Source organism: Bordetella sp. MIP270_01_BMS, from assembly GCF_054958705.1.
Genome location: NZ_CM143297.1, coordinates 4,084,131 through 4,103,842 on the forward strand (window position 1 = coordinate 4,084,131; position 19,712 = coordinate 4,103,842).

Annotated in this window: 20 protein-coding genes; 14 read left to right on the forward strand and 6 right to left on the reverse strand. The window is 65.8% G+C overall.

The genetic code is table 11. The annotated features are described in order from the left end of the window. Positions 1-125 precede the first annotated feature (125 nt). Positions 126-1,190, forward strand: a complete 1,065-nt coding sequence (fba, locus tag ACV17W_RS19205; protein ID WP_462593954.1) for a class II fructose-bisphosphate aldolase — start codon at positions 126-128, stop codon at positions 1,188-1,190. 74 nt (positions 1,191-1,264) lie between these two features. On the opposite strand, the gene ACV17W_RS19210 is transcribed toward fba, so the two are convergent. Continuing rightward, entirely contained in the window at positions 1,265-1,690 is a 426-nt protein-coding gene (locus ACV17W_RS19210) for a GFA family protein (RefSeq protein ID WP_462593955.1), read from the reverse strand. A 224-nt stretch (positions 1,691-1,914) separates the two neighbouring features. Here ACV17W_RS19210 and ACV17W_RS19215 point away from each other — a divergent pair, with 224 nt between their 5' ends. The 7 genes from ACV17W_RS19215 (at position 1,915) to ACV17W_RS19245 (ending at position 7,977) form a co-directional block, all read left to right on the forward strand. Beyond that, on the forward strand, positions 1,915-2,796 hold the full coding sequence (locus ACV17W_RS19215; RefSeq protein WP_462593956.1) for a phosphoribosylaminoimidazolesuccinocarboxamide synthase: 882 nt from the start codon (positions 1,915-1,917) through the stop codon (positions 2,794-2,796). A gap of 213 nt (positions 2,797-3,009) precedes the next feature. Then, positions 3,010-3,168, forward strand: a complete 159-nt coding sequence (locus ACV17W_RS19220; RefSeq protein WP_462593957.1) for a DUF5993 family protein — start codon at positions 3,010-3,012, stop codon at positions 3,166-3,168. Between the two features lie 17 nt (positions 3,169-3,185). Next, a complete protein-coding gene (locus ACV17W_RS19225) occupies positions 3,186-3,716 on the forward strand; it encodes a disulfide bond formation protein B (protein WP_462596590.1) in 531 nt (176 codons plus the stop codon). Positions 3,717-3,884: 168 nt separating this feature from the next. Continuing rightward, on the forward strand, positions 3,885-4,406 hold the full coding sequence (gene purE / locus ACV17W_RS19230) for a 5-(carboxyamino)imidazole ribonucleotide mutase (RefSeq protein ID WP_462593958.1): 522 nt from the start codon (positions 3,885-3,887) through the stop codon (positions 4,404-4,406). A gap of 39 nt (positions 4,407-4,445) precedes the next feature. Continuing rightward, a complete protein-coding gene (locus tag ACV17W_RS19235; protein WP_462593959.1) occupies positions 4,446-5,636 on the forward strand; it encodes a 5-(carboxyamino)imidazole ribonucleotide synthase in 1,191 nt (396 codons plus the stop codon). 6 nt (positions 5,637-5,642) lie between these two features. Then, positions 5,643-6,701 (forward strand): L-threonylcarbamoyladenylate synthase, encoded by a 1,059-nt coding sequence (locus ACV17W_RS19240; RefSeq protein ID WP_462593960.1) that lies wholly within the window; start codon positions 5,643-5,645, stop codon positions 6,699-6,701. A 253-nt stretch (positions 6,702-6,954) separates the two neighbouring features. Then, on the forward strand, positions 6,955-7,977 hold the full coding sequence (locus ACV17W_RS19245) for an amino acid ABC transporter substrate-binding protein (protein WP_462593961.1): 1,023 nt from the start codon (positions 6,955-6,957) through the stop codon (positions 7,975-7,977). Between the two features lie 39 nt (positions 7,978-8,016). Here the strand turns inward: ACV17W_RS19245 and ACV17W_RS19250 are convergent, their stop codons facing one another. Genes ACV17W_RS19250 through ACV17W_RS19265 form a run of 4 tightly spaced genes read right to left on the reverse strand, consistent with a single transcriptional unit; the run spans position 8,017 to position 11,205 of the window. Further along, a complete protein-coding gene (locus ACV17W_RS19250; protein ID WP_462593962.1) occupies positions 8,017-8,841 on the reverse strand; it encodes an IclR family transcriptional regulator domain-containing protein in 825 nt (274 codons plus the stop codon). Continuing rightward, a complete protein-coding gene (locus tag ACV17W_RS19255) occupies positions 8,841-9,497 on the reverse strand; it encodes a 3-oxoacid CoA-transferase subunit B (protein WP_462593963.1) in 657 nt (218 codons plus the stop codon). Before ACV17W_RS19255 ends, ACV17W_RS19250 begins: the two co-directional genes overlap by 1 nt. 5 nt (positions 9,498-9,502) lie before the next feature. Beyond that, a complete protein-coding gene (locus ACV17W_RS19260) occupies positions 9,503-10,183 on the reverse strand; it encodes a 3-oxoacid CoA-transferase subunit A (protein WP_462593964.1) in 681 nt (226 codons plus the stop codon). A gap of 14 nt (positions 10,184-10,197) precedes the next feature. After that, complete coding sequence (locus tag ACV17W_RS19265; protein WP_462593965.1) at positions 10,198-11,205, reverse strand: Bug family tripartite tricarboxylate transporter substrate binding protein; 1,008 nt, start codon at positions 11,203-11,205, stop codon at positions 10,198-10,200. Positions 11,206-11,541: 336 nt separating this feature from the next. Here ACV17W_RS19265 and ACV17W_RS19270 point away from each other — a divergent pair, with 336 nt between their 5' ends. Next, positions 11,542-13,098, forward strand: coding sequence for an acetolactate synthase large subunit (locus ACV17W_RS19270; RefSeq protein ID WP_462593966.1), 1,557 nt, complete (start codon positions 11,542-11,544; stop codon positions 13,096-13,098). Positions 13,099-13,104: 6 nt separating this feature from the next. Here ACV17W_RS19270 and ACV17W_RS19275 read toward each other — a convergent pair whose 3' ends face one another. Continuing rightward, positions 13,105-14,067, reverse strand: a complete 963-nt coding sequence (locus ACV17W_RS19275) for a LysR substrate-binding domain-containing protein (RefSeq protein WP_462593967.1) — start codon at positions 14,065-14,067, stop codon at positions 13,105-13,107. Between the two features lie 144 nt (positions 14,068-14,211). Here ACV17W_RS19275 and ACV17W_RS19280 point away from each other — a divergent pair, with 144 nt between their 5' ends. Genes ACV17W_RS19280 through ACV17W_RS19300 form a run of 5 tightly spaced genes read left to right on the forward strand, consistent with a single transcriptional unit; the run spans position 14,212 to position 19,704 of the window. Further along, positions 14,212-15,333, forward strand: coding sequence for an ABC transporter substrate-binding protein (locus ACV17W_RS19280; RefSeq protein WP_462593968.1), 1,122 nt, complete (start codon positions 14,212-14,214; stop codon positions 15,331-15,333). A 6-nt stretch (positions 15,334-15,339) separates the two neighbouring features. Further along, positions 15,340-16,974, forward strand: a complete 1,635-nt coding sequence (locus ACV17W_RS19285) for an amidohydrolase (RefSeq protein WP_462593969.1) — start codon at positions 15,340-15,342, stop codon at positions 16,972-16,974. 2 nt (positions 16,975-16,976) lie between these two features. Next, the gene (locus ACV17W_RS19290) at positions 16,977-17,804 is read left to right on the forward strand and encodes an ABC transporter permease (RefSeq protein ID WP_462593970.1); all 828 of its coding nucleotides are present in this window, start codon (positions 16,977-16,979) and stop codon (positions 17,802-17,804) included. After that, positions 17,801-18,601 (forward strand): ABC transporter permease, encoded by an 801-nt coding sequence (locus ACV17W_RS19295; RefSeq protein ID WP_462593971.1) that lies wholly within the window; start codon positions 17,801-17,803, stop codon positions 18,599-18,601. The genes ACV17W_RS19290 and ACV17W_RS19295 overlap by 4 nt, the downstream gene beginning before the upstream one ends. Beyond that, positions 18,598-19,704 (forward strand): ABC transporter ATP-binding protein, encoded by a 1,107-nt coding sequence (locus ACV17W_RS19300; protein ID WP_462593972.1) that lies wholly within the window; start codon positions 18,598-18,600, stop codon positions 19,702-19,704. The genes ACV17W_RS19295 and ACV17W_RS19300 overlap by 4 nt, the downstream gene beginning before the upstream one ends. The last annotated feature ends 8 nt before the right edge of the window (positions 19,705-19,712 follow it).

Sequence of the window (19,712 nt, forward strand, 5' to 3'; positions counted from 1 at the left end):
CCCTGGCCATGCCCTGACACCTTCCGTGACATTGCCTGCTGAGAGCCTGCCACAATCCCGGCTAAAATCCCGCTGTTCAGCAGGCTTGCACTTTCCATTCCATTGCCATTCAGGAGGACCACCCCATGGCCCTAGTTTCCATGCGTCAGTTGCTCGACCATGCCGCCGAGCACGGCTACGGCATTCCCGCCTTCAACGTCAATAACCTGGAACAGGTTCAGGCCATCATGGAAGCTGCCGCCGAAACGGACAGCCCGGTGATCATGCAGGCCTCGGCCGGCGCTCGCAAATACGCGGGCGAGGGTTTCCTGAAATACCTCATCCAGGCGGCCGTCGAGTCGTATCCGCATATCCCGGTCGTCATGCACCAAGACCACGGCCAGTCGCCCAAGGTCTGTCAGGGCGCGATCGACCTGGGCTTTTCCAGCGTGATGATGGACGGCTCGCTGCAAGAAGACGGCAAAACCATCGCCGACTACGAATACAACGTCGAAGTCACCAAGAAAGTGGTCGATGTCGCCCACAAGCTGGGCGTCACGGTCGAAGGCGAGCTGGGCTGCCTGGGTTCGCTCGAGACCATGATGGGTGACAAGGAAGACGGTCACGGCGCGGAAGGCACCATGACCCGCGAGCAATTGCTGACCGACCCCGAGCAGGCCGCCGACTTCGTGCGCCGCACCCAGCTCGACGCCCTGGCCATCGCCATCGGCACCAGTCACGGCGCTTACAAGTTCAGCCGCAAGCCCACGGGCGACATCCTGTCGATTTCACGCATCAAGGAAATCCACGCCCGCCTGCCCAACACCCACCTGGTGATGCACGGCAGCTCCAGCGTACCGCAGGAGCTGCTGGCCGAGATTCGCGAATTCGGCGGCGATATGAAGGAAACCTACGGCGTGCCCGTCGAAGAAATCCAGGAAGCCATCAAGTTCGGCGTGCGCAAGGTCAACATCGACACCGATATCCGTCTGGCCATGACCGGCGCCATCCGCCGTTTCTTCGCCGAGAACCCCGGCAAGTTCGACCCGCGTGAATACCTGAAGCCTGCCCGTGCCGCTGCCAAGGCCATCTGCGTGCAGCGTTACACCCAGTTCGGCACGGCCGGCAACGCCAGCAAGATCAAACCGCTGCCGCTGTCGGAAATGGCGCAGCAGTACGCCTCCGGCAAGCTGCAACAAGTCGTGCAGTAAGCTCGGGCCGACGTACGTCGGATGTAGCCGCGCCGCCCTCGGGCGGCGCCTGTTTTTCGGCGCCCCGGCGGCGATCAGGCCGGCGCGTTGCCCCCGAAGGCGGGAACCGTGCGATCGATGTGGTGCCACCTTGGCGCGGAGTCCGTCCACAGCGTCAGGCGCGACTGGAACGCATCCGGGTCGTCCAGCGACCCCGCCTTGACGATGACATAATCCTTCCCTTCTGTGTGTCCGAAGAGCGGCGTGCCGCATTCGGGGCAGAAGCGGCGCGAGACGGAATTGCCCGATTCGCCGCGGTACGCGTACTCGCGGGGCTGACCGCGCAATATCCGCAGCGCTTGCGGGGCCAGCACCAGCGCATGCGCCGGCGCGCCGCCGCTGGCGTACTGGCAGTCGCGGCAGTGGCAGGTGGCCGCCGTCAGGGGTGCCGCCGTGATTTCATAACGGACTGCCCCGCATTGGCAACCGCCGGTCAACGTGGAAAAGGTGCTGGATGGCATCGGGTCTCCTGGTGAGTCGATCGGGCCATAGCCTAAACGATTTTCACCGCCCTCGCGCAGCCATGCCGGCCTGCGCCCGCGTGCCATGGCCTAGGCCGGTACGGGCATGCCGCGGCCGCCCGCCAGGCCGGACGCTGATCGCGCAATGTTGCGCAGCCGGGCGCCCAGAACGCGGCGCCGGCATTTGCAGTAATCTATGCTCATTTTTTGCCATAGGCCGATTCGTGACCTCCGCCCTGCACCAATCCAGCATCAAGTCTCTGCCGCTACTGGGTCGCGGCAAAGTGCGCGACATGTACGCCGTGGGCGACGACAAACTGCTCATCGTCGCTTCCGACCGCATTTCCGCTTTTGACGTCATTCTCGATGACCCCATCCCCGGCAAGGGGCAGGTGCTGACCGAACTGACCGAATTCTGGCTGAACAAGCTGGCGCACATTCTGCCCAACCATTCCACCGGCGTACGTCCGGAAGACGTCGTGGCCGCCGACGAGCTCGACCAGGTTCGAGGCCGGGCCGTCGTCGTCAAGCGCCTCAAGCCCATCCTGGTCGAAGCGGTGGCCAGGGGCTACCTCATTGGGTCGGGCTGGAAAGACTATCAGGCCACAGGGGCAGTATGCGGCATTGCATTGCCCGCCGGACTGCAGCAGGCCAGCAAGCTGCCCGAGCCCATTTTCACGCCGGCGGCCAAGGCAGAGTTCGGATTGCATGACGAGAACGTCGACTTTGCCCATGTGGTAAATGAAGTCGGCGTGGAAATGGCGGAGCGCATCCGCGATGTCACGCTGCGCCTGTACGCCGAGGCCGCGCAATTTGCGGCTACCAAAGGCATCATCATCGCCGACACCAAGTTCGAGTTCGGGCTTGACGATGACGGCACCCTGTACCTGATGGACGAGGTGTTGACGCCCGATTCGTCGCGGTTCTGGCCTGCCGACAGCTGGCGCGAGGGCATCAGCCCGCCGTCGTTCGACAAGCAGTTCGTGCGCGACTGGCTCGAGACCCAGCCCTGGGACAAGACGCCGCCGGCGCCGCGCCTGCCGCAAGACGTGCTGCAGAATACGGCCGCGAAGTATCGCGAAGCCCTGGATCGCCTGGTGGCGTGAGTCCGGGCTTTGCGCCCCCGCACTGGCCGGGGGCCGGCGCCTGTTGCCAGGAAGGCTACATCGGCATGCCGTCAGATCTCTGCGGCGGGGCAGTGACCTTGCGGTCGCCCGGCTTCCCAATCCGGCGAAAAAAGGGGTGATGCGCGGTTTGTTTGCCGGCCAGCGCAACGCATTATTTCGTATCGTAACGATCGACCTTCGGAGGACGATCGCATGATGATGACGTTGCCCTTTCTTACCAGTGCCCTGGCAGTCTGGTATGGCATGCTCGGCAAGCGCCGCCCTTGTTTTACTCTCTGGCTGGCCACCCTGGTGATCTTTATCGCCGGAGCGGGTGCGCAGCTGGTCCAGCCATTCGCGCTGGCGCTCTAGCGCGGGTTTAGATGAGTCTGCTCTTCTCACTGAATCCGGCTCGGGGTTCCCGCATCATCAATACCTTTGCCCTGCTGGGCATCAGCGTACTGTTGTATGCGACGCTGGCGTGGCAGGTGCTGCACGCTTCGGAGCCGTGCTCGCTCTGCCAGCTGCAACGGGCAGCCCTGGTGATGGCAGGGGTGGGCATGGTGCTCAATATCCGTCTGGGGCCGTCACCGTTGCACTACGCCATGGTGCTGGCCGCCGCATTGGGCGGGCTGGCCGCGGCGGTCAATCTGCTGCTGTCGCGGGATGCCGCCATGATCCGGCCGGCCGTGCTCGGAATGGCGGTAGATTCGTGGACCTTCATGGCCTTCTGCGGCCTGCTGGTATTTTGCGTGCTGATGCTGGCAGCCGACCGCAAGTGGGGCGACAACGCGCTGAAAAAGCCCGTGGCCTTGCCGGCCCTGATCGTCATGGGCCTGTTCCTGCTGGCCATCCTGGCCAATGTGGCGGGTGCATCGCTGCTGTGTGGCGAGGGCGGCTGCACGGGTTCGTCGGCATAGCGGCCGGGCGGAGAGGGCGGGGCGCCGCCCGCATCGGACGCACAGCGGCGCTGGCCGCAAGGCGCCTCGCGCAGGCCCGTTCGCCAGGCCGGGTAAAATACCGGGTTTCCCGCCCGCGGCACCGTGCATCAGGTGCCCCGCCCGCCTTTTCTGCCTGCCGATTCTGCCATGACGACTTCTGCCTCCGCACCCACGCCGGCCACGCCTGTGGTGGGCGTGATCATGGGTTCTTCCAGCGACTGGGACATCATGCAGCACGCCGTGGCCATGCTTGATTCGTTCGGCGTGCCCCACGAAACGCGCGTGATCTCGGCGCACCGCATGCCGCAAGACATGGCCGATTACGGCGCAGCCGCCCGCGCGCGCGGGTTGCGCGGCATTATCGCCGGCGCCGGCGGCGCCGCGCATCTGCCCGGCATGATGGCCGCGCTGACCGAAGTGCCAGTGTTCGGGGTGCCCGTGCCTTCGCGCTACTTGCGTGGCGAAGATTCCCTGTTGTCGATCGTGCAGATGCCCAAGGGGGTGCCGGTCGCGACGTTCGCCATCGGCGAGGCCGGCGCGGCCAACGCGGCGCTGCACGTTATCGCCACGCTCGCCACGACCGACGACAATCTGCATCGCCAGCTGGTCGCGTTCCGCGCCCGCCAGACAGACGCGGCCCGCAACATGGTCGTTCCCCCGCAGCCCTGAACTTTGACACGCGCTCTGCCGGGCGCGTTCTCTCTCTGTATGACATCCAAGACCGACACCTTCACGATTGCGCCCGGCGGCTGGCTGGGTTTACTGGGCGGCGGCCAACTTGGCCGCATGTTCTGTCATGCCGCCCAGAGCCTGGGTTTCCGCGTGGCCGTACTTGATCCTGCCGCCGACGGCCCCGCAGCCATGGTGGCCGACCGTCATATCCAGGCGGCCTATGATGATCCTGCGGGTCTTGCTGCGCTGGCGCAGCTATGCCGCGCGGTCACTACCGAATTCGAGAACGTGCCCGCCGACAGCCTGCGGGCGCTCGCGGCGCAATGCCGGGTCAGCCCCGCGGCCGACGCGGTGGCCGTCGTGCAGGACCGCATTGCCGAAAAAACCTTCATCGCGGCCCAAGGCATTCCCGTCGCTCCGCATGCGGCCGTGCGCAGCGAACAAGACCTGAACGACGCTCCCGACGCGCTGTTCCCCGGTATTCTCAAGGTGGCCCGCCTGGGCTACGACGGTAAAGGACAGGCACGCATCTCGACACGCGACGAGGCGCTCGCAGCTTATTCCAGGTTCGGCGGCGTGCCGTGCGTGCTCGAAGCATTGATGCCGCTCGACTACGAAATCTCGGTGGTGCTGGCGCGTGGCTTCGACGGCAGCGACGTGGTGTTCCCGGTGGCACGCAACCTGCACCGCGACGGCATCCTGGCGGTGTCGACCGTGGCCGATGGCGAGGGCGATGCCGCCCATGCGCAGCGCCAGGCCCAGGCTACCGATGCCGCGCGCGCCATCGCTCGCGGGCTGGGCTACCACGGCGTGTTGTGCGTGGAATTTTTCGTCCTGACCGACGGCAGCCTGGTGGTGAACGAAATCGCGCCTAGGCCGCACAACAGCGGGCACTACACGCTCGACGCCTGCCTGACGAGCCAGTTCGAGCAGCAAGCGCGCGCCATGGCGGGCCTGCCGCTGGGCAGTACCGCCCTGCTGGCCCCCGCCATCATGCTGAACATCTTGGGTGATGCGTGGTTCGAGCCGGGCGCTGCCGCGCCGCGCGAGCCCGACTGGGCGGCCGTGCTCTCGGTGCCCACGGCCAAGCTGCATCTGTATGGCAAACACGAGGCGCGGCACGGCCGCAAAATGGGCCATGTCACGGTGGTGGCCGCCACGCTCGAGCAGGCCAGGGCCGATGCCGCGCAGGTCGCCCGCGCGCTGGGCATGACCGCACCCGAATAACATTCCATGGCCGCCGTGAATTCCAATCCCGCCGTAGATGGAGCCGTCGCTCGCGCGGCCGAACGCCTTGTGGCCGGCCATCTGGTGGCCTTTCCCACCGAAACGGTTTATGGCCTTGGCGCCGACGCTCAGAACCCCGAAGCCGTGCAGCGCATTTATGCGGCCAAGGGGCGGCCCTCGAACCATCCGATCATCGTGCATGTCGCGCCCGGAGCCGACCTGGGCTATTGGGCCAGCAGCATTCCGGAACCGGCGCAGCAACTCATCGCCGCTTTCTGGCCCGGACCGCTGACGCTGATCCTGCCGCGTGCCCCGCACGCCGGGGTGTCGGTCAGCGGCGGGCAGGACAGCATAGGCTTGCGTTGTCCGTCGCATCCGGTGGCGCAAGCCTTGCTGCGCGCCTTCGCGGCGCTGATGCCCGGCGGGCACGGGGGCGTTGCCGCGCCATCGGCCAACAAATTCGGGCATGTGTCTCCCACGCTGGCCGATCACGTCAGGCGCGAGTTTCCGCAAGAAGTCTTGCATGGCATGCCCGTGCTCGACGGCGGGCCGGCCCAGGTGGGCATCGAGTCCACCATTGTGGACCTGTCGCGCCTGCAACAGGGTGCGGGCCCCGTGCTGCTGCGGCCAGGCCACGTGACGCCGGCACAGATCGAGGCCGTGCTGGGCGTGCCGGTGCGCATGCCCGATGCGTCGGCTCCACGCGCGTCGGGCACGCTGAAGGCGCACTATGCGCCGCGCACGCCGCTTGAGTTGGTGTCGGAGCACGACGCCGCCGGCGCGGCGCGTGATCAGGCCAGGTACGCTGGCATGGTGGCGATCGTGGCTTTCGGCCCGGCCCCCGGGGATGCCGGCCCGCATGTGGCCTGGCGCCAGGTGTCGGACGATCCCGCCCGCTATGCGCAGGCCTTGTACGCCATGCTGCGCGAACTCGACAGCGGCCACTATGCCCGCATCCTGGTGCAGGCGCCGCCGGCCGATGATGCCTGGCGCGCGGTCAACGACCGCATAGGCCGCGCGGCGGCCGCCTTCACGCTCGATACCGCCGGTCTGCAGGCCACCTGATCCAGACGGATCCGGCCGGGCTTGCCGTCGGCCGGTCTCCATCGGCGCACCGACGCGCGGGCTGGCCAACGACACGCCGCGGCCACGAAGTGCCGGTTTGTTCATGGCGCGTTGATGGCCGAGCGCCCGCTTGTTTCCCCGCGCACTCTTGTCGTACTCTTGCTCACCGCCCGGCACGCCCGGGCGCAACCCTTGCGTCAGGTGCATCACTCACAAGGTGGCATCCGGCGTGCACACTCTAAGGAGTAGCAAGATGAAGCGGCGAATCGCCCTGATGGCCGGCGCCATCGCGTTGGCATGTGGAACCCAGGCTGCAATGGCGGGCCCCACTCTGGACGCGGTCAAGAACAAAGGTTTCGTACAGTGCGGCTTGACTGACGGCGTGTCGGGTTTCAGCGCCACGAATAGCAAAGGCGAGTGGGAAGGCATGGATGTGGACATCTGCCGCGCCATTGCCGCGGCGGTGCTCGGCGACCCCGACAAGTTCAAGGGCACGGCCCTTTCGACACAGCAGCGTTTCACCGCTTTGCAGTCCGGAGAAGTCGACGTGCTGTTGCGCACGGTCACGCTGACGCAGACGCGCGATACTTCGCTGGGGCTCGCGGCCGTGGCGCCCAGCTTCTACGATGGCCAGGGCGTAATGGTGCGCAAAGACCAGGGGGTCAAGAGCGCCAAAGAGCTCGATGGCGCCACCGTCTGTGTCCAGCCCGGCACGACCACTGAATTGAACCTGGCCGACTGGTTCCGTGCTCATGGCATCTCGTTCACGCCCGTGGTCATCGACAAGGTCACGGAAGTCGTGCGCGCGTTCGAATCCGGCCGCTGCGACGCCTTCACCGACGACGCTTCGCAACTGGCGGCTGTGCGCGCCACGCAGGTGGCCAACCCCGACGATTTCGAGATCCTGCCGGAACGTTTCTCGAAAGAGCCATTGGGCCTCATGGTGCGCCAGGGTGACGAGAACTGGCTCGGCCTGGTGCGCTGGACGTTGTTCGCGCTGATGGAAGCCGAGGAATATGGCATCACGCAGCAGAATGTCGATGAAATGACCAAGAGCACCAACCCCAACGTGCTGCGCATCCTGGGCGTCACCCCAGGCATGGGCAAGAACATGGGCGTGGATGAAAAATGGGCGTACAACGCCATCAAGGCCGTGGGCAATTACGCTGAAATCTTCGAGCGCAACGTGGGCAAGGGCAGCAAACTGGGGCTGGAGCGAGGCACCAACGCCTTGTGGAACCAGGGCGGCGCCATGTATCCGTGGCCCATCCGGTAACAGCCAGGCAGCAGCGCGCGGCCTTCGCGGCCCGCGTTGCTACAACACCAGGAACTGCCCCAGCTTGTCTGCCGCGGCCCGCATGGGCGCCAGGAATTCGCTCGTGAGGCGACCCAGTGGCATGCGCGGCGATCTCACGCTGACATTCAGGCCCCCGCAAGTCAGGCCGCTGGCGGCGCGCACCGGCACACCGATGGCGCGCACGTTCAAGTCGAGTTCCTGGTCGACCACCGCGTAGCCTTGCTCGCGCACCCGCGCGAGGATTTCGCGCAACCGAGCCGGCGAAGTCTCGGTGAACTCGGTATAAGGCGCCAGGTCCACGGTGTCGAAATAGCGGTCCAGGGCCGCAGGCGACAGCTGGGCCAGCATCACGCGTCCGATGGTCGTGCAGTAGGCGGGCAGGCGGCTGCCCAGCCCCAATGTCGTTGCCAGGATCCGGTGCACCTCTGAGCGCGCCAGATACAGCACTTCGTTGCTTTCCATGATGGCCAGCGCGCAGGTTTCGTTGACGGTCGCGCTCAGCTCTTCGAGCACTGGCTGCGCCAGCGACACGAAGGGCGTCGAAGAGAAATACGCATGCCCCAGGCTGAGTATCAGCGGCGTCAGCGCATAGTGCCTGCCATGTTGTTCGGCGAAGCCAAGGCGGATCAGGGTGTGCAGGCATCGTTGCGTGACTGCGCGCGACAGGCCGGCCCGCCGTGCGAGGTCGGCGGCCGTCTGGGGTGAGCGCCGCTCGCCGAACGCGCGGATGACGTGCAGCCCGCGCGACAGCGTCTGCATGAAATCCGGATCGCCGCGAAAGCGGTCGGGGTGCTCGTCGGCGGGCAGCGGGGCGGCGTAGTCGGGCGGCGGCGGGATACGCATCAGTCGGCGCGCAGGGGCGCACCGGTGCGCGACTGCAGCGTTTGCAAGGTGAGACCGTCGATCATATCGCGAACCACGAGGCCGTTTGCCGTGACATCCAGCACGGCAAGGTCGGTGTAGATGCGGCTGACCACCCCGGCACCGGTCAGCGGCAGGGTGCACTGCTGCACGATTTTCGGCGCACCGCTCTTGGTGTTGTGTTCCATCATGATGAACACCTGCCGGGCGCCGACGGCCAGGTCCATGGCGCCGCCCACGGCCGGCGGTTCCTCCGGCCGTCCCAGCGACCAGTTGGCCAGGTCTCCGGCGGCCGAGACCTGCATGCCTCCCATGACGCAGATATCCAGATGGCCGCCACGCATCATTGCAAACGAATCGGCGTGGTGGAAATACGCGCCGCCGCGCAGCAGCGTGACAGGCTGCTTGCCGGCATTGATCAGATCGAGGTCGGCGGCTTCGGGCGAGGGCGGGGGCCCCATGCCGAGGATGCCGTTCTCGCTGTGCAGCAGGATCTCGCGGCCGGCGGGCAGGCACGCGGCGATCAGCACGGGCATCCCTATGCCCAGGTTGACGTAACTGCCATCGGGAATGTCGAGCGCCACTCGGCGTGCCAGTTGTTCGCGGGTCAGCGGCCGGTAGTCTTGTGCTGCGTACACGTCGGTCAACTCGAGAATGCGGGATTGGGAACCACGACCAGGCGGTCGACGAATATGCCCGGCGTCACGATGGCTTCGGGGTTCAGGTCGCCGAGTTCGGCACTTTGGCGCACCTGCACGATGGTGGTGGCCGCCGCCGTGCACATCACGGGCCCGAAGTTGCGCGCGCTCATGCGGTAAGTCAGGTTACCCCAGCGGTCTGCGCGATCTGCCTGTACCAGGGCGTAGTCGCCGTGCAGCGGCTCTTCGAATACATAGTGTCGGCCGTCGATCAGGCGCGTTTCCTTGCCGGCGGCCAGCTCCGTGCCGTAGGCCGTGGGGGTGTAGAAACCGCCCAGGCCGGCGCCCGCCGCGCGCAGGCGTTCGGCGATGGTGCCTTGCGGCACGCATTCGAGTTCGATCTGGCCCCGGCGATACAAGTCGTTGAATACCCATGAGTGCGATGCCCTGGGAAACGAGCAGATCATCTTGCGCACCCGTCCCGCCTTGATCAGGGCCGCCAGGCCGGTTTCGTGATTGCCGGCGTTGTTGTTCACGACAGTCAAGTCGCGCGCGCCCTGGTCGATGAGCGCATGCAGCAGGTCGGTGGGCATGCCGGCGCCACCGAACCCGCCCACCAGCAGCGTGGCGCCGTCATGGATGCCGCTGACCGCATCGGCCAGCGAGGCAACGAATTTATCAATCATGGCGAACCGGATCGTCAATTGACCGTGATGTTGGCTTCCTTGATGATCTTCGCGTAACGCTCGGAGTCTTTTTTCATCAGCGAGGCGAACTCGGCCGGTGTGCTGCCCGTGGGCAGGAAACCGGCGTCGATGAACTTCTGAGTGACGTCCGGTTCGTGCACGATGGCGCTGATCTCCCTGGCCATGCGGTCCACGATGGGCTTGGGCGTTCCGGCGGGGGCGAGCAGGCCCACCCATGAACCTGTCACGAAGCCCGGGAAGCCGCCTTCTTCCATGGTGGGCACATCGGGCGCGTCTTCCCAGCGCTTCTTGCCGGTGAACGCCAGCACCTTGAGTTTGCCCTGTTTCACGTACTGCATCGGCACCAGAACCGGGTCGTACACCATAGACACCCGGCCTGCCAGCAGGTCGGCCAGGATGGGCGCGCTGCCCTTGTACGCCACGTGCGTCATCTTGAGCTTGCCCTGCAGCGCGAAGTCGGCGCCGGTCAGGTGCGCGCTGGACCCGGTGCCGCTGGACGCATAGGTGAGAGTGTCCGGATGCTCGCGCGCATAGTCGACGAGTTCCCCCAGTGTATTCACGGGCAGTTCCTTGCTCACGAACAGGAACAGCGGAAGGTCGGCCATGTGAACCACCGGTTCGAGCTGCGAGGGTGAGTAGTTCAGCGGATACAAGTGGGTGTTGATGACATACGCGGGCAGAATGCTCAGGAAGGTGTAGCCGTCGGGATCGGCCTTGGCCGCGATGGCGGAACCCAGGGTGCTGTTGGCGCCCGGCTTGTTTTCGATGATGACGTTCTGCCCCAGCCGCGTGGCCAGTTTGTCCATGACTATGCGGGTCACGGTGTCGGTTGCCCCGCCCGGCGTATAGGGCACGATCACTTTGATGGGCTTGTCGGGCCAGGCGTCGGCTGCCCGGGCCGTGCCGGGCAGGCCGGCGGCCAGGGCGGCGCCGCACAATAGTGCGAGCAGGGCGGTACGCCGGCTGGGCCGGACACGGGGGGGTATCAGGGAAAAGCGCATGGGGTTGTCTCCGCCGGGGCATGTGCCGCACGGGCCGCGTCGTGCGCGGGTGTGGGCTCTGCCGCTTGTGTTGTTCAGCGAACCGAATCGCAGGAAAAGTATGCGCGTAATGCTCGGGCGTGGAATGCGTCGACGCGCTTTAATGTTCGATGATCGAACTCGCCCGCGGGGGCCGCAGCGGGACCCGCCGGCGCCTCGCCGCGGAGATCAGGCACAATGGTTCCATTCTCAAGGGTGGGAGTGGACCTATGCCTGGGCGGTACGCTTTCCTATGATGCCTTACCGACGCGCGGCCAGACGGCCGCGCCTTTTTGCAACCTGCTTTACGGAATCACCATGAACGGCGCTGATAGCCTTTGCGACACCCTGTTGGCCAACGATGTGGACGTCTGCTTTGCGAACCCGGGCACGTCCGAGATGCACTTCGTGGCCGCCCTGGATCGCAAGCCGCGCATGCGCTGCGTGCTGGGCTTGTTCGAGGGCGTGGTCACCGGAGCGGCCGACGGCTACGCCCGGATGGCCGACAAGCCCGCCGCCACCTTGCTGCACCTGGGGCCAGGCCTGGGCAATGGCCTGGCCAATCTCCACAATGCCAAACGGGCGCGTACGCCCATGGTCAACGTGGTAGGCGATCACGCCACCTATCACGTGCAATACGACGCTCCGCTGACCAGCGATGTCGAGGGCGTGGCGCAACCCATGTCGCACTGGGTGCGCCGCACCCGGGTCGCGGCCGATCTGGCCGCCGATGCCGCCGAGGCCGTGCGCGTGGCTCGCCAGGCGCCGGGCAACATCGCCACCCTGATTCTGCCTGCCGACGCCGCCTGGGGTGAACTGCCCCCCGACACTCCGCCCGCCGTGGCGCAGCCGGACGAGCCCGCCCGGATCACCCAGGACGCGGTGCGTGCCGCGGCGCAGGCGATACGGTCCGGGCAAGGCGTGGCGCTGATGCTGGGCGGCATGGCCCTGCGCGCCCCGGCGCTGGCGGTAGCGGGCCGTATCGCGCAGGCCACCGGCGTGCGCCTGCTTTCGCCCACCTCGAACCGGCGCACCGAGCGTGGCATCAACCGTACGCCGGTGACGCGCGTGCCGTACCCTGTGGATCAGGCCGTCGAATTGCTGAAAGACGTGCGCCAGCTGGTGCTGGTTGGCGCGGCCGCTCCGGTGGCGTTCTTCGCCTACCCGGGCAAGCCCAGCCTGCTGGCGCCGCAGGACAATGCGCCCATCGTGCTCGCAACGCCCGAGCACGACCTGCTGCATGCCCTGCAGTGGCTGGCCGACGAGCTGGGCATTCCCGCCGATGCTCCGGGCCTGGTTCCGGTGGCGTCCACCGCCGAAATGCCGCGTACCGGTGCGCTGACGTCCTCGGCCATCAACATCATTACCGCACGCCTGCTGCCAGAGAACGCCATCGTTTGCGACGAGTCCGTCACGCAGGGCCGTGAGTTCCCGATCATGAGCGCCACCTCGGCGCCGCACGACTGGCTGCAGCTGACTGGCGGCGCGATCGGCATCGGCCTTCCCATGGCCACCGGCGCGGCCGTGGCTTGCCCCGACCGCAAAGTCATCACGCTGCAGGCCGACGGCAGCGGCATGTACACGGTACAGGCGCTGTGGACGCAGGCTCGCGAACAGCTCGACTGCCTCACCATCATCTACGCCAACCGTTCTTACGCCACGCTGCACGGCGAAATGCAGAACGTGGGGGTGCAGGAGCCGGGTCGCAACGCCAAGCGCATGCTCGATTTGCAAGAGCCTTGCCTCGACTGGGTCAACCTGGCCGCCGGCATGGGTGTCGAAGCGGTCCGTGTGGACACCGTGGAAGCGTTCACAAAGGCGCTGCAGGCCGGCTTGTCGCGCAAGGGCCCGTATCTGATCGAAGCGCTGATCTGACGCGGCTCAGCCGTTGAAATAACCGGGCTGTGCGGCGGTCACGACAGCCCGGTATTCATTGAGCAGCAGTTCGGCGTGACGCGTCAGGGGCCGCATGCGCGAGCGCAGAATGCGCGAACGCATGACCACGGTCGGGCGGAACGGCTTGATCACGAACTGCTCGGGGCTGAACGGCAGCACCGCGGCGGGTTCGACCAGACCGACTCCCACACCCGCCCCGATCAGTGACAGCAGCGACGCCGAAGAAGTGACCTCGACGGCGACCGGCATGCGTACACCCTGTTCAAAGAAGGCGTTCTCGATCACGCTGCCGAAATTGGTGTGGGGCCCATACGAGAGAAAGGTCTCGGAAGCCAGGTCTTTCGCAGTGACGAACGGCAGGGCCGCGTAGCGATGGCCGGGCGGGGCCACGCAGATGACGTGTTGCTCGCCGAGGTCTTCGTTCTGCGTATCGGGCGACGGCGTCAGGTCGTGCACCAGGCCGAAATCGGCTTCGCCGTTCTGGACCCTTTCGACCACCGGCTGGTTCGCCAGGATCTCCATGGTGATGGTGATGCCGGGATAGCGCTCGCGCAGACGCTTGATCGCCAACGGCATGAACGACGTCGCTTGGGTGGGGATGGCCGCCACGGTGACTTTGCCGCAGTCGGGATCCGCCAGACTCCCTATGAGCCGCTGCACGCCGCCGTACGCCCCGTGAAGGCGCTCGACGCTGGCCTGCAATTGCCGGGCGTTGGGCGTTGGAATCAGCCGTTGGTGCGTACGTTCGAACAGCCGCAGGCCGGTTGTGATTTCCAGCTGGTTGAGCATCCGGCTTGCGCCGGACTGGCTCATGCCCAGCAATTTGGCCGCGCGCGACACCGAGCCGGTGACCATGACGGCATGAAACACGCTCAGCTGCGCGAAACTGGGCTCACATAATTCGGTCGCGGGGGCAAGCCCACGCTGGTCGCGCGTATTCATACTCATAGGGGGGGCTTGACCCCTTGGCAGACAGTTCGAAGCGCCGTCCATCTAAGGGGAATTACGGATAGATGCAAAACTCATATATTGCATGAAACAAGGTGCCTAGTCATCATGCGCGCTCCTTCTGTTTCCCCTGGGGAGCGAACCTTGAAAAAACTGGTGCAGGATTCCTGGCTGGCAGACGCGGCGCAACTGGCGCTGTCCGATTCCTCGTTGTCCTCGGCTCGCCGCCGTCAATTGCTGGGCCTGTTGGGAGCCGCGGGCGTCGCCGCGCTGGCGCCCATGGGCCGCGCGCATGCCAACTCATCCCGGATCGTGGTGTGCAATTGGGGGGGCGACGCTATCAAGCACCAGCCCACGGTATGGGGCAAGCCTTACGAGAAGGCTACCGGCACGCGCGTCGAGTTCGACGGTACCGGGCCTTCGTTCGGCAAGATCCGCACCATGGTCGAGTCCAAGAACGTGGTGTGGGACGTCTGCGACGCCAACCTGGCCGCCGGGCATTCGCTGGGCAAGCGCGGCTATCTCGAACCCATCGACTACGACATCGTCGACCGCAACAAGGTCCGGCCCGGGTTCAGCAGCGAGTTCGGCATTTCGCACTTCATCTACAGCTTTGTCCTGGCGTACGACAAGACGGCGTTTGGCGGCCGCGTACCCAAGTCGTGGGCGGACTTCTGGAACACCAAAGATTTTCCAGGCACACGCACGCTGCCCGACCGGACCCTTGCCGTGCTGGAGACGGCGCTGATGGCCGATGGCGTGCCCGCTGACGCAAGCCAGCTGTACCCCATCGACGAGAAGCGCGCGCTGGCGAAGATCGCCGAAATCAAGGACAAGACGATTTTCTGGAAAACGGGCGCGGAAAGCCAGCAGCTGCTGCGCCAGGGCGAGGCCACCATGGGGCTGATCTGGCACACGCGCGCAGTGGTGATGCGCCGCGAGCCGGGTTCGCGCATCGATTTCACCTGGGACCAGGGCGTGCTGATCCCGGCTGGCTGGCTGGTGCCGAAGGGCAATCCGGCGGGCCGGAAAGTATTTGATTTCATCGCTTCGACGCAGTCTCCGGAGAGCCAGATCGAGTTGCTGCGCCTCATGGGCAACGGGCCGGCGAACCCTGCGGCCAGCCCGATGGTGCCCGAGGAGCTGCGTCGCGATAACCCCACCGATGACGAGAACTTCTCGCGGCAGGTCGTCGCCGACTACACCTGGCATGGCGAGAATCAGGACCGCATCTATAACGAGTACGTCAAGGTGATCACGGGTTGATGCAACATGACTGACTACGCCGATCTCGTGCTGCACGGCGGACGGATAGCGACGTTGGATCCGGGCCTGGGCGTAGTCCAGGCCGTGGCGATACGCGACGGGCGTATCGTCGCGGCCGGAACGGATGCGGATTGTTTATCGTTGAGGGGCGCGGGCACGATCCAGGTGCACCTGCGCGGGGCGTTCGCCATGCCAGGCATCAACGACAGCCATTGCCACCCGGACGGGCAGGCCGTCAAGGCGGGGCGCTGGGACGATTTGTCCATGGGCCTGAATAGCGTCGAAGCCGTGCGGGCGCGCATAGCGGCGTTCGACCGCACAGCCGCGCCTGGCGCGTGGTACCTGGGATTCCGGCTCGACGAGCGCGATCTCGGTGCTTATCCGACTCGCGCGATGCTCGACAGCGCGGCGCCGGGGCGCCCCGCCTTCCTGATGCGACGGGACGCGCAGGTGGGCATCGCCAACGCGGCCGCTTTCGCGTGCCTGCGCGCCAGCGGCGCCGCCGTTCCTGCCCATTGCATGGATGAAGTGACGGGCATGGTCCACGGCAGGGGTGTGTTCGCGTTCACGACCCTGATAGCGGGTAACGACCGGGTGGCCGATTACCTGGAAGGCTTTCCTGCCATTTTCCGCGATATGGCTCGCCTGGGCATCACCAGCGTGCACAATGCGCTGACGAGCCGGTTGGCGGTGCAGGCTTATCGCCGCCTGCACGCCGAGCAGGCGCTTCCGGTGCGGGTGGGCATGATGCTCAACGGCCGCGATCCCGACCTTGTCGACGAGACTATCGAGTCCGGGATGCGTTTCGGACACGGCGACGCGCGACTCCACCTGCTCGGTGTGGAGTTCGGCTCCGACGGCAGTACCAGCGGACGCACGGCAGCTTATTACGATCCCTACACCGGGCAGGACGGATCCGATGGCTTCCCGCCCAACCGCGGCGACTTGAATTACAGCCCGGACGAGCTTGCGGCCAAGGTGTTGCGCGTGATGGAAGCCGGCCTGCAGGTGGCGGCCACCGGCAACGGTGATCGCGGCATCGACTTCGCGCTCGACGCTTTCGAGCAAGGCCTGGCAAAACACCCGCACGCCGTGCGGCCGCGCATCGAGCATTGCTGCTGCGCGCCGCCGGACACCCAGCGGCGCATGGCGCGGCTGGGTGTGATCGATTCATCGGCTTCCGGCTTTCTGTACAACCTGGGCGACGCCTACTTGAGCAACCGTCCGGACACCGACGTGCCGTGGTTCTGGCCGCATCGCAGCATGCTGGAACAAGGCGTGCTGGTGTGCGGGCACTCTGACGCGCCGGTGTGCGAACGCAATCCGTTCTACGGCATGGCCGCGATGGTGACGCGCAAGACAGCCTCGGGCGCTCGCATCAATGCCGCCCAGGCCATCTCGGTGGAGGCGGCCATGCGTTGCTACACCGTGAATCCCGCCATCGCCGAAAACCAGGCGCACGCCAAGGGCACCCTGGCGCCCGGCCGCCTGGCCGACCTGATCGTACTCGACCGCGATCTGTATGCCGTCGACGCAGACCAGATCCGTGACACGCAGGTCCAGGCCACCCTGGTGGGCGGCCGGACGGTCTACCGCTCGCCGGATGCGGCGTGGGCCGCGCATTTGCCCGAAGGAGTCTGAACATGCGCCGATCCCTGCCATTGTTGCTGGTAGCGCCTATTGTCCTCTTGGTGGGGCTGGCTTTCCTGGTGCCAGTCGTCCGCATCCTGGCCATCAGTGTGACCGAGCCCGCCATAGGGCTGGACAACTACGCCGCCCTGTTCACCGAGCCCCTGTATCGCAAGATCATGGGCACGACGCTTCGGGTGTGCCTGCTGACGACGGCCATTGCGCTGCTGCTGGGCTATGTGGTGGCCTATGTCATGGCCAACGTTCCCGCCCATGTACGCAGCTGGATGGCCATTGCGTTGCTGGTGCCGTTCTGGCTTTCGGTGCTGGTGCGCGCCTTTGCCTGGGTGCTGCTGCTGGCGCGCGAGGGGGTGGTCAACGCCACCCTGATGGCCATGGGGCTGGTAGACCAGCCGCTGGCCTTGCTTCGTAACGAAACAGGGGTGTTGATAGGCATGGTGCATTACATGGTGCCTTACGCGGTGTTGCCCATGCTGACCAATATGCTGGGCATCGATTCCTCGCTGATGGCCGCTTCGCGGGCGTTGGGCGCGGGGCCGGTCAGTACCTTCCTGCGGGTGTACCTGCCGCTGTCTCTGCCGGGCGTGCTCGCCGCAGCGGTGCTGGTGTTCATCTTCTGCCTGGGGTTCTTCATTACGCCCGCCCTGCTGGGCGGCGGCAAGACGGTGATGGTCGCCCAATACATCGAGTTCGGCATCAGCGAAACCATGAACTGGGGGATCTCGACCGCGTTCGCAAGCACCCTGCTGCTGGCGGTGGTGTTGAGCCTGGTGCTGATGTCGCGCTGTGTCCGTGTGCCTTCCCTGTTTGGTGCGCCATGACGATAAGACCTACTCTGTGGTTCGTATTGGCGGTGGCAAGCGCGCTGCTGGTGCTGGCTTTCTTGTTCCTGCCGGCCCTGGTGGTCATTCCCGTGTCGTTCACCGACCGCAGCTATCTGTCGTTTCCGGCCGAGTCCTGGTCGCTGCAGCACTATGCGCAGTTGATCGAGAACCCGATGTGGCGCAACAGCTTGCTGCAGAGCGTGGCGGTCTCGGCCGTGTCGACGACGCTGGCGACGCTGCTGGGAACCAGTGCGGCGATAGGCGCCTGGAAACTCGGCGCCCGCCTGGGCGGCCTGGTTCGCATGATGGCGCTGCTGCCGCTCATCGTGCCGACGATCGTGGGCGCCCTGGCTTTCTATCGCCTTTATATCGATCTGGGGCTGCTCGACACGTTCCTGGGCGTGGTGCTGGCCCATATCGTGGCGGCCACACCGTTCGTGTTTGTGTCCGTGGGGGCGGCGCTGTCCAACGTCGATCCGCGGCTGGAACAGGCCGCGCGCTCGATGGGCGCCCGGCCCTTGCAGGTGCTCTGGCGCATCACCTTGCCCGCAGTGCGCCCCGGCGTGCTTTCCGGCGCGATCTTCGCCTTCATCGTGTCGTGGGACGAGCTGGTGGTGCTGCTATTCATTACGACGCGCAACGTATACCTGCTTCCCCGTGCGATGTGGGACGGCATCAACGAGAACGTTGATCCCTCCATCGCGGCGGTCGCCACCCTGATGATTCTTGTCACCTTTGTATGCCTTTGCGCCGAGCGACTGATCGCGCGTCGTCGGCAGCGGGAGCCCCAATGAGCCAGAACCCTAGCAACGATCAACCTTTGCTGAGCGTGAGCGGCTTGCGCAAGCAGTTCGGTAGCGCGGTAGCGCTGGATGGCATCGATTTTTCTTTGGCCCCCGGCGAATTTCTCACGCTTCTGGGTCCGTCGGGTTCGGGCAAGACCACGACCCTGATGTCCATCGCCGGATTTGTCGAGCCGACCGCGGGCGAGATTCTGCATCGTGGCGCATCCATCACCCGCCAGCCTCCGGAAGCCCGTGGTTTCGGCATGGTGTTTCAGGGCTATGCATTGTTCCCGCATATGACGGTGGAGCAGAATGTCCTGTTTCCGCTGTCGATCCGGGGAGTGCCCAAGGCCCAGGCGGTTAAGCGCGCGCAAGAGGCGCTCAACCGCGTGCAACTGGGTGCATACGCCCGGCGCCTGCCGCGCCAGCTGTCGGGTGGACAGCAGCAGCGCGTGGCGCTCGCGCGGGCCCTGGTATACGAGCCCGAAGTATTGCTGCTCGACGAGCCACTCTCTGCGCTGGACAAGAAGTTGCGCGGGGACCTGCAGTGGGAACTTCGACAACTGAACAAGGAGTCGGGCGCTTCGTTCCTGTATGTGACGCACGACCAGGATGAAGCACTGTCGATGTCCGACCGCATCGCCATTTTCAATCATGGCCGTATTGTGCAGATCGGCACGCCGGGCGAGTTGTATGAGCGGCCCGCAAATCTGTTTGTGGCGGGGTTCCTCGGACGCAGCAATGTACTGCAAGCCGAGGTGCGGCAGGCTTCATCCGATTCGGTGGTGGTGGAATCCGAGGCTGGGGTGATGGCGGTTCCCAGTAACCAGGGACAACTGCGTCGGGCGGGCGAGGCGGTCAGCCTGGTGGTGCGCCCGCATCGCCTGCGTCTGGCGGCCGATGGACGCCCGGGCATGGCGGCCACGGTCGAGGCGGTCAGCTACGGCGGGAACCTGATGAACTACCGGTTGCGGACGTTGCGCGGCACGGAGTTATATGCGGAAAGCGTGGCGGGCGAGGGCGGTGCGGGAGAGTTGCGGCAAGGCAGCCGCGTAGCAGTGACGTTCGACCCTGACTGCGCGAATGTGCTCGAGGCCATGCCCCGGGCCTGATCCGTGTG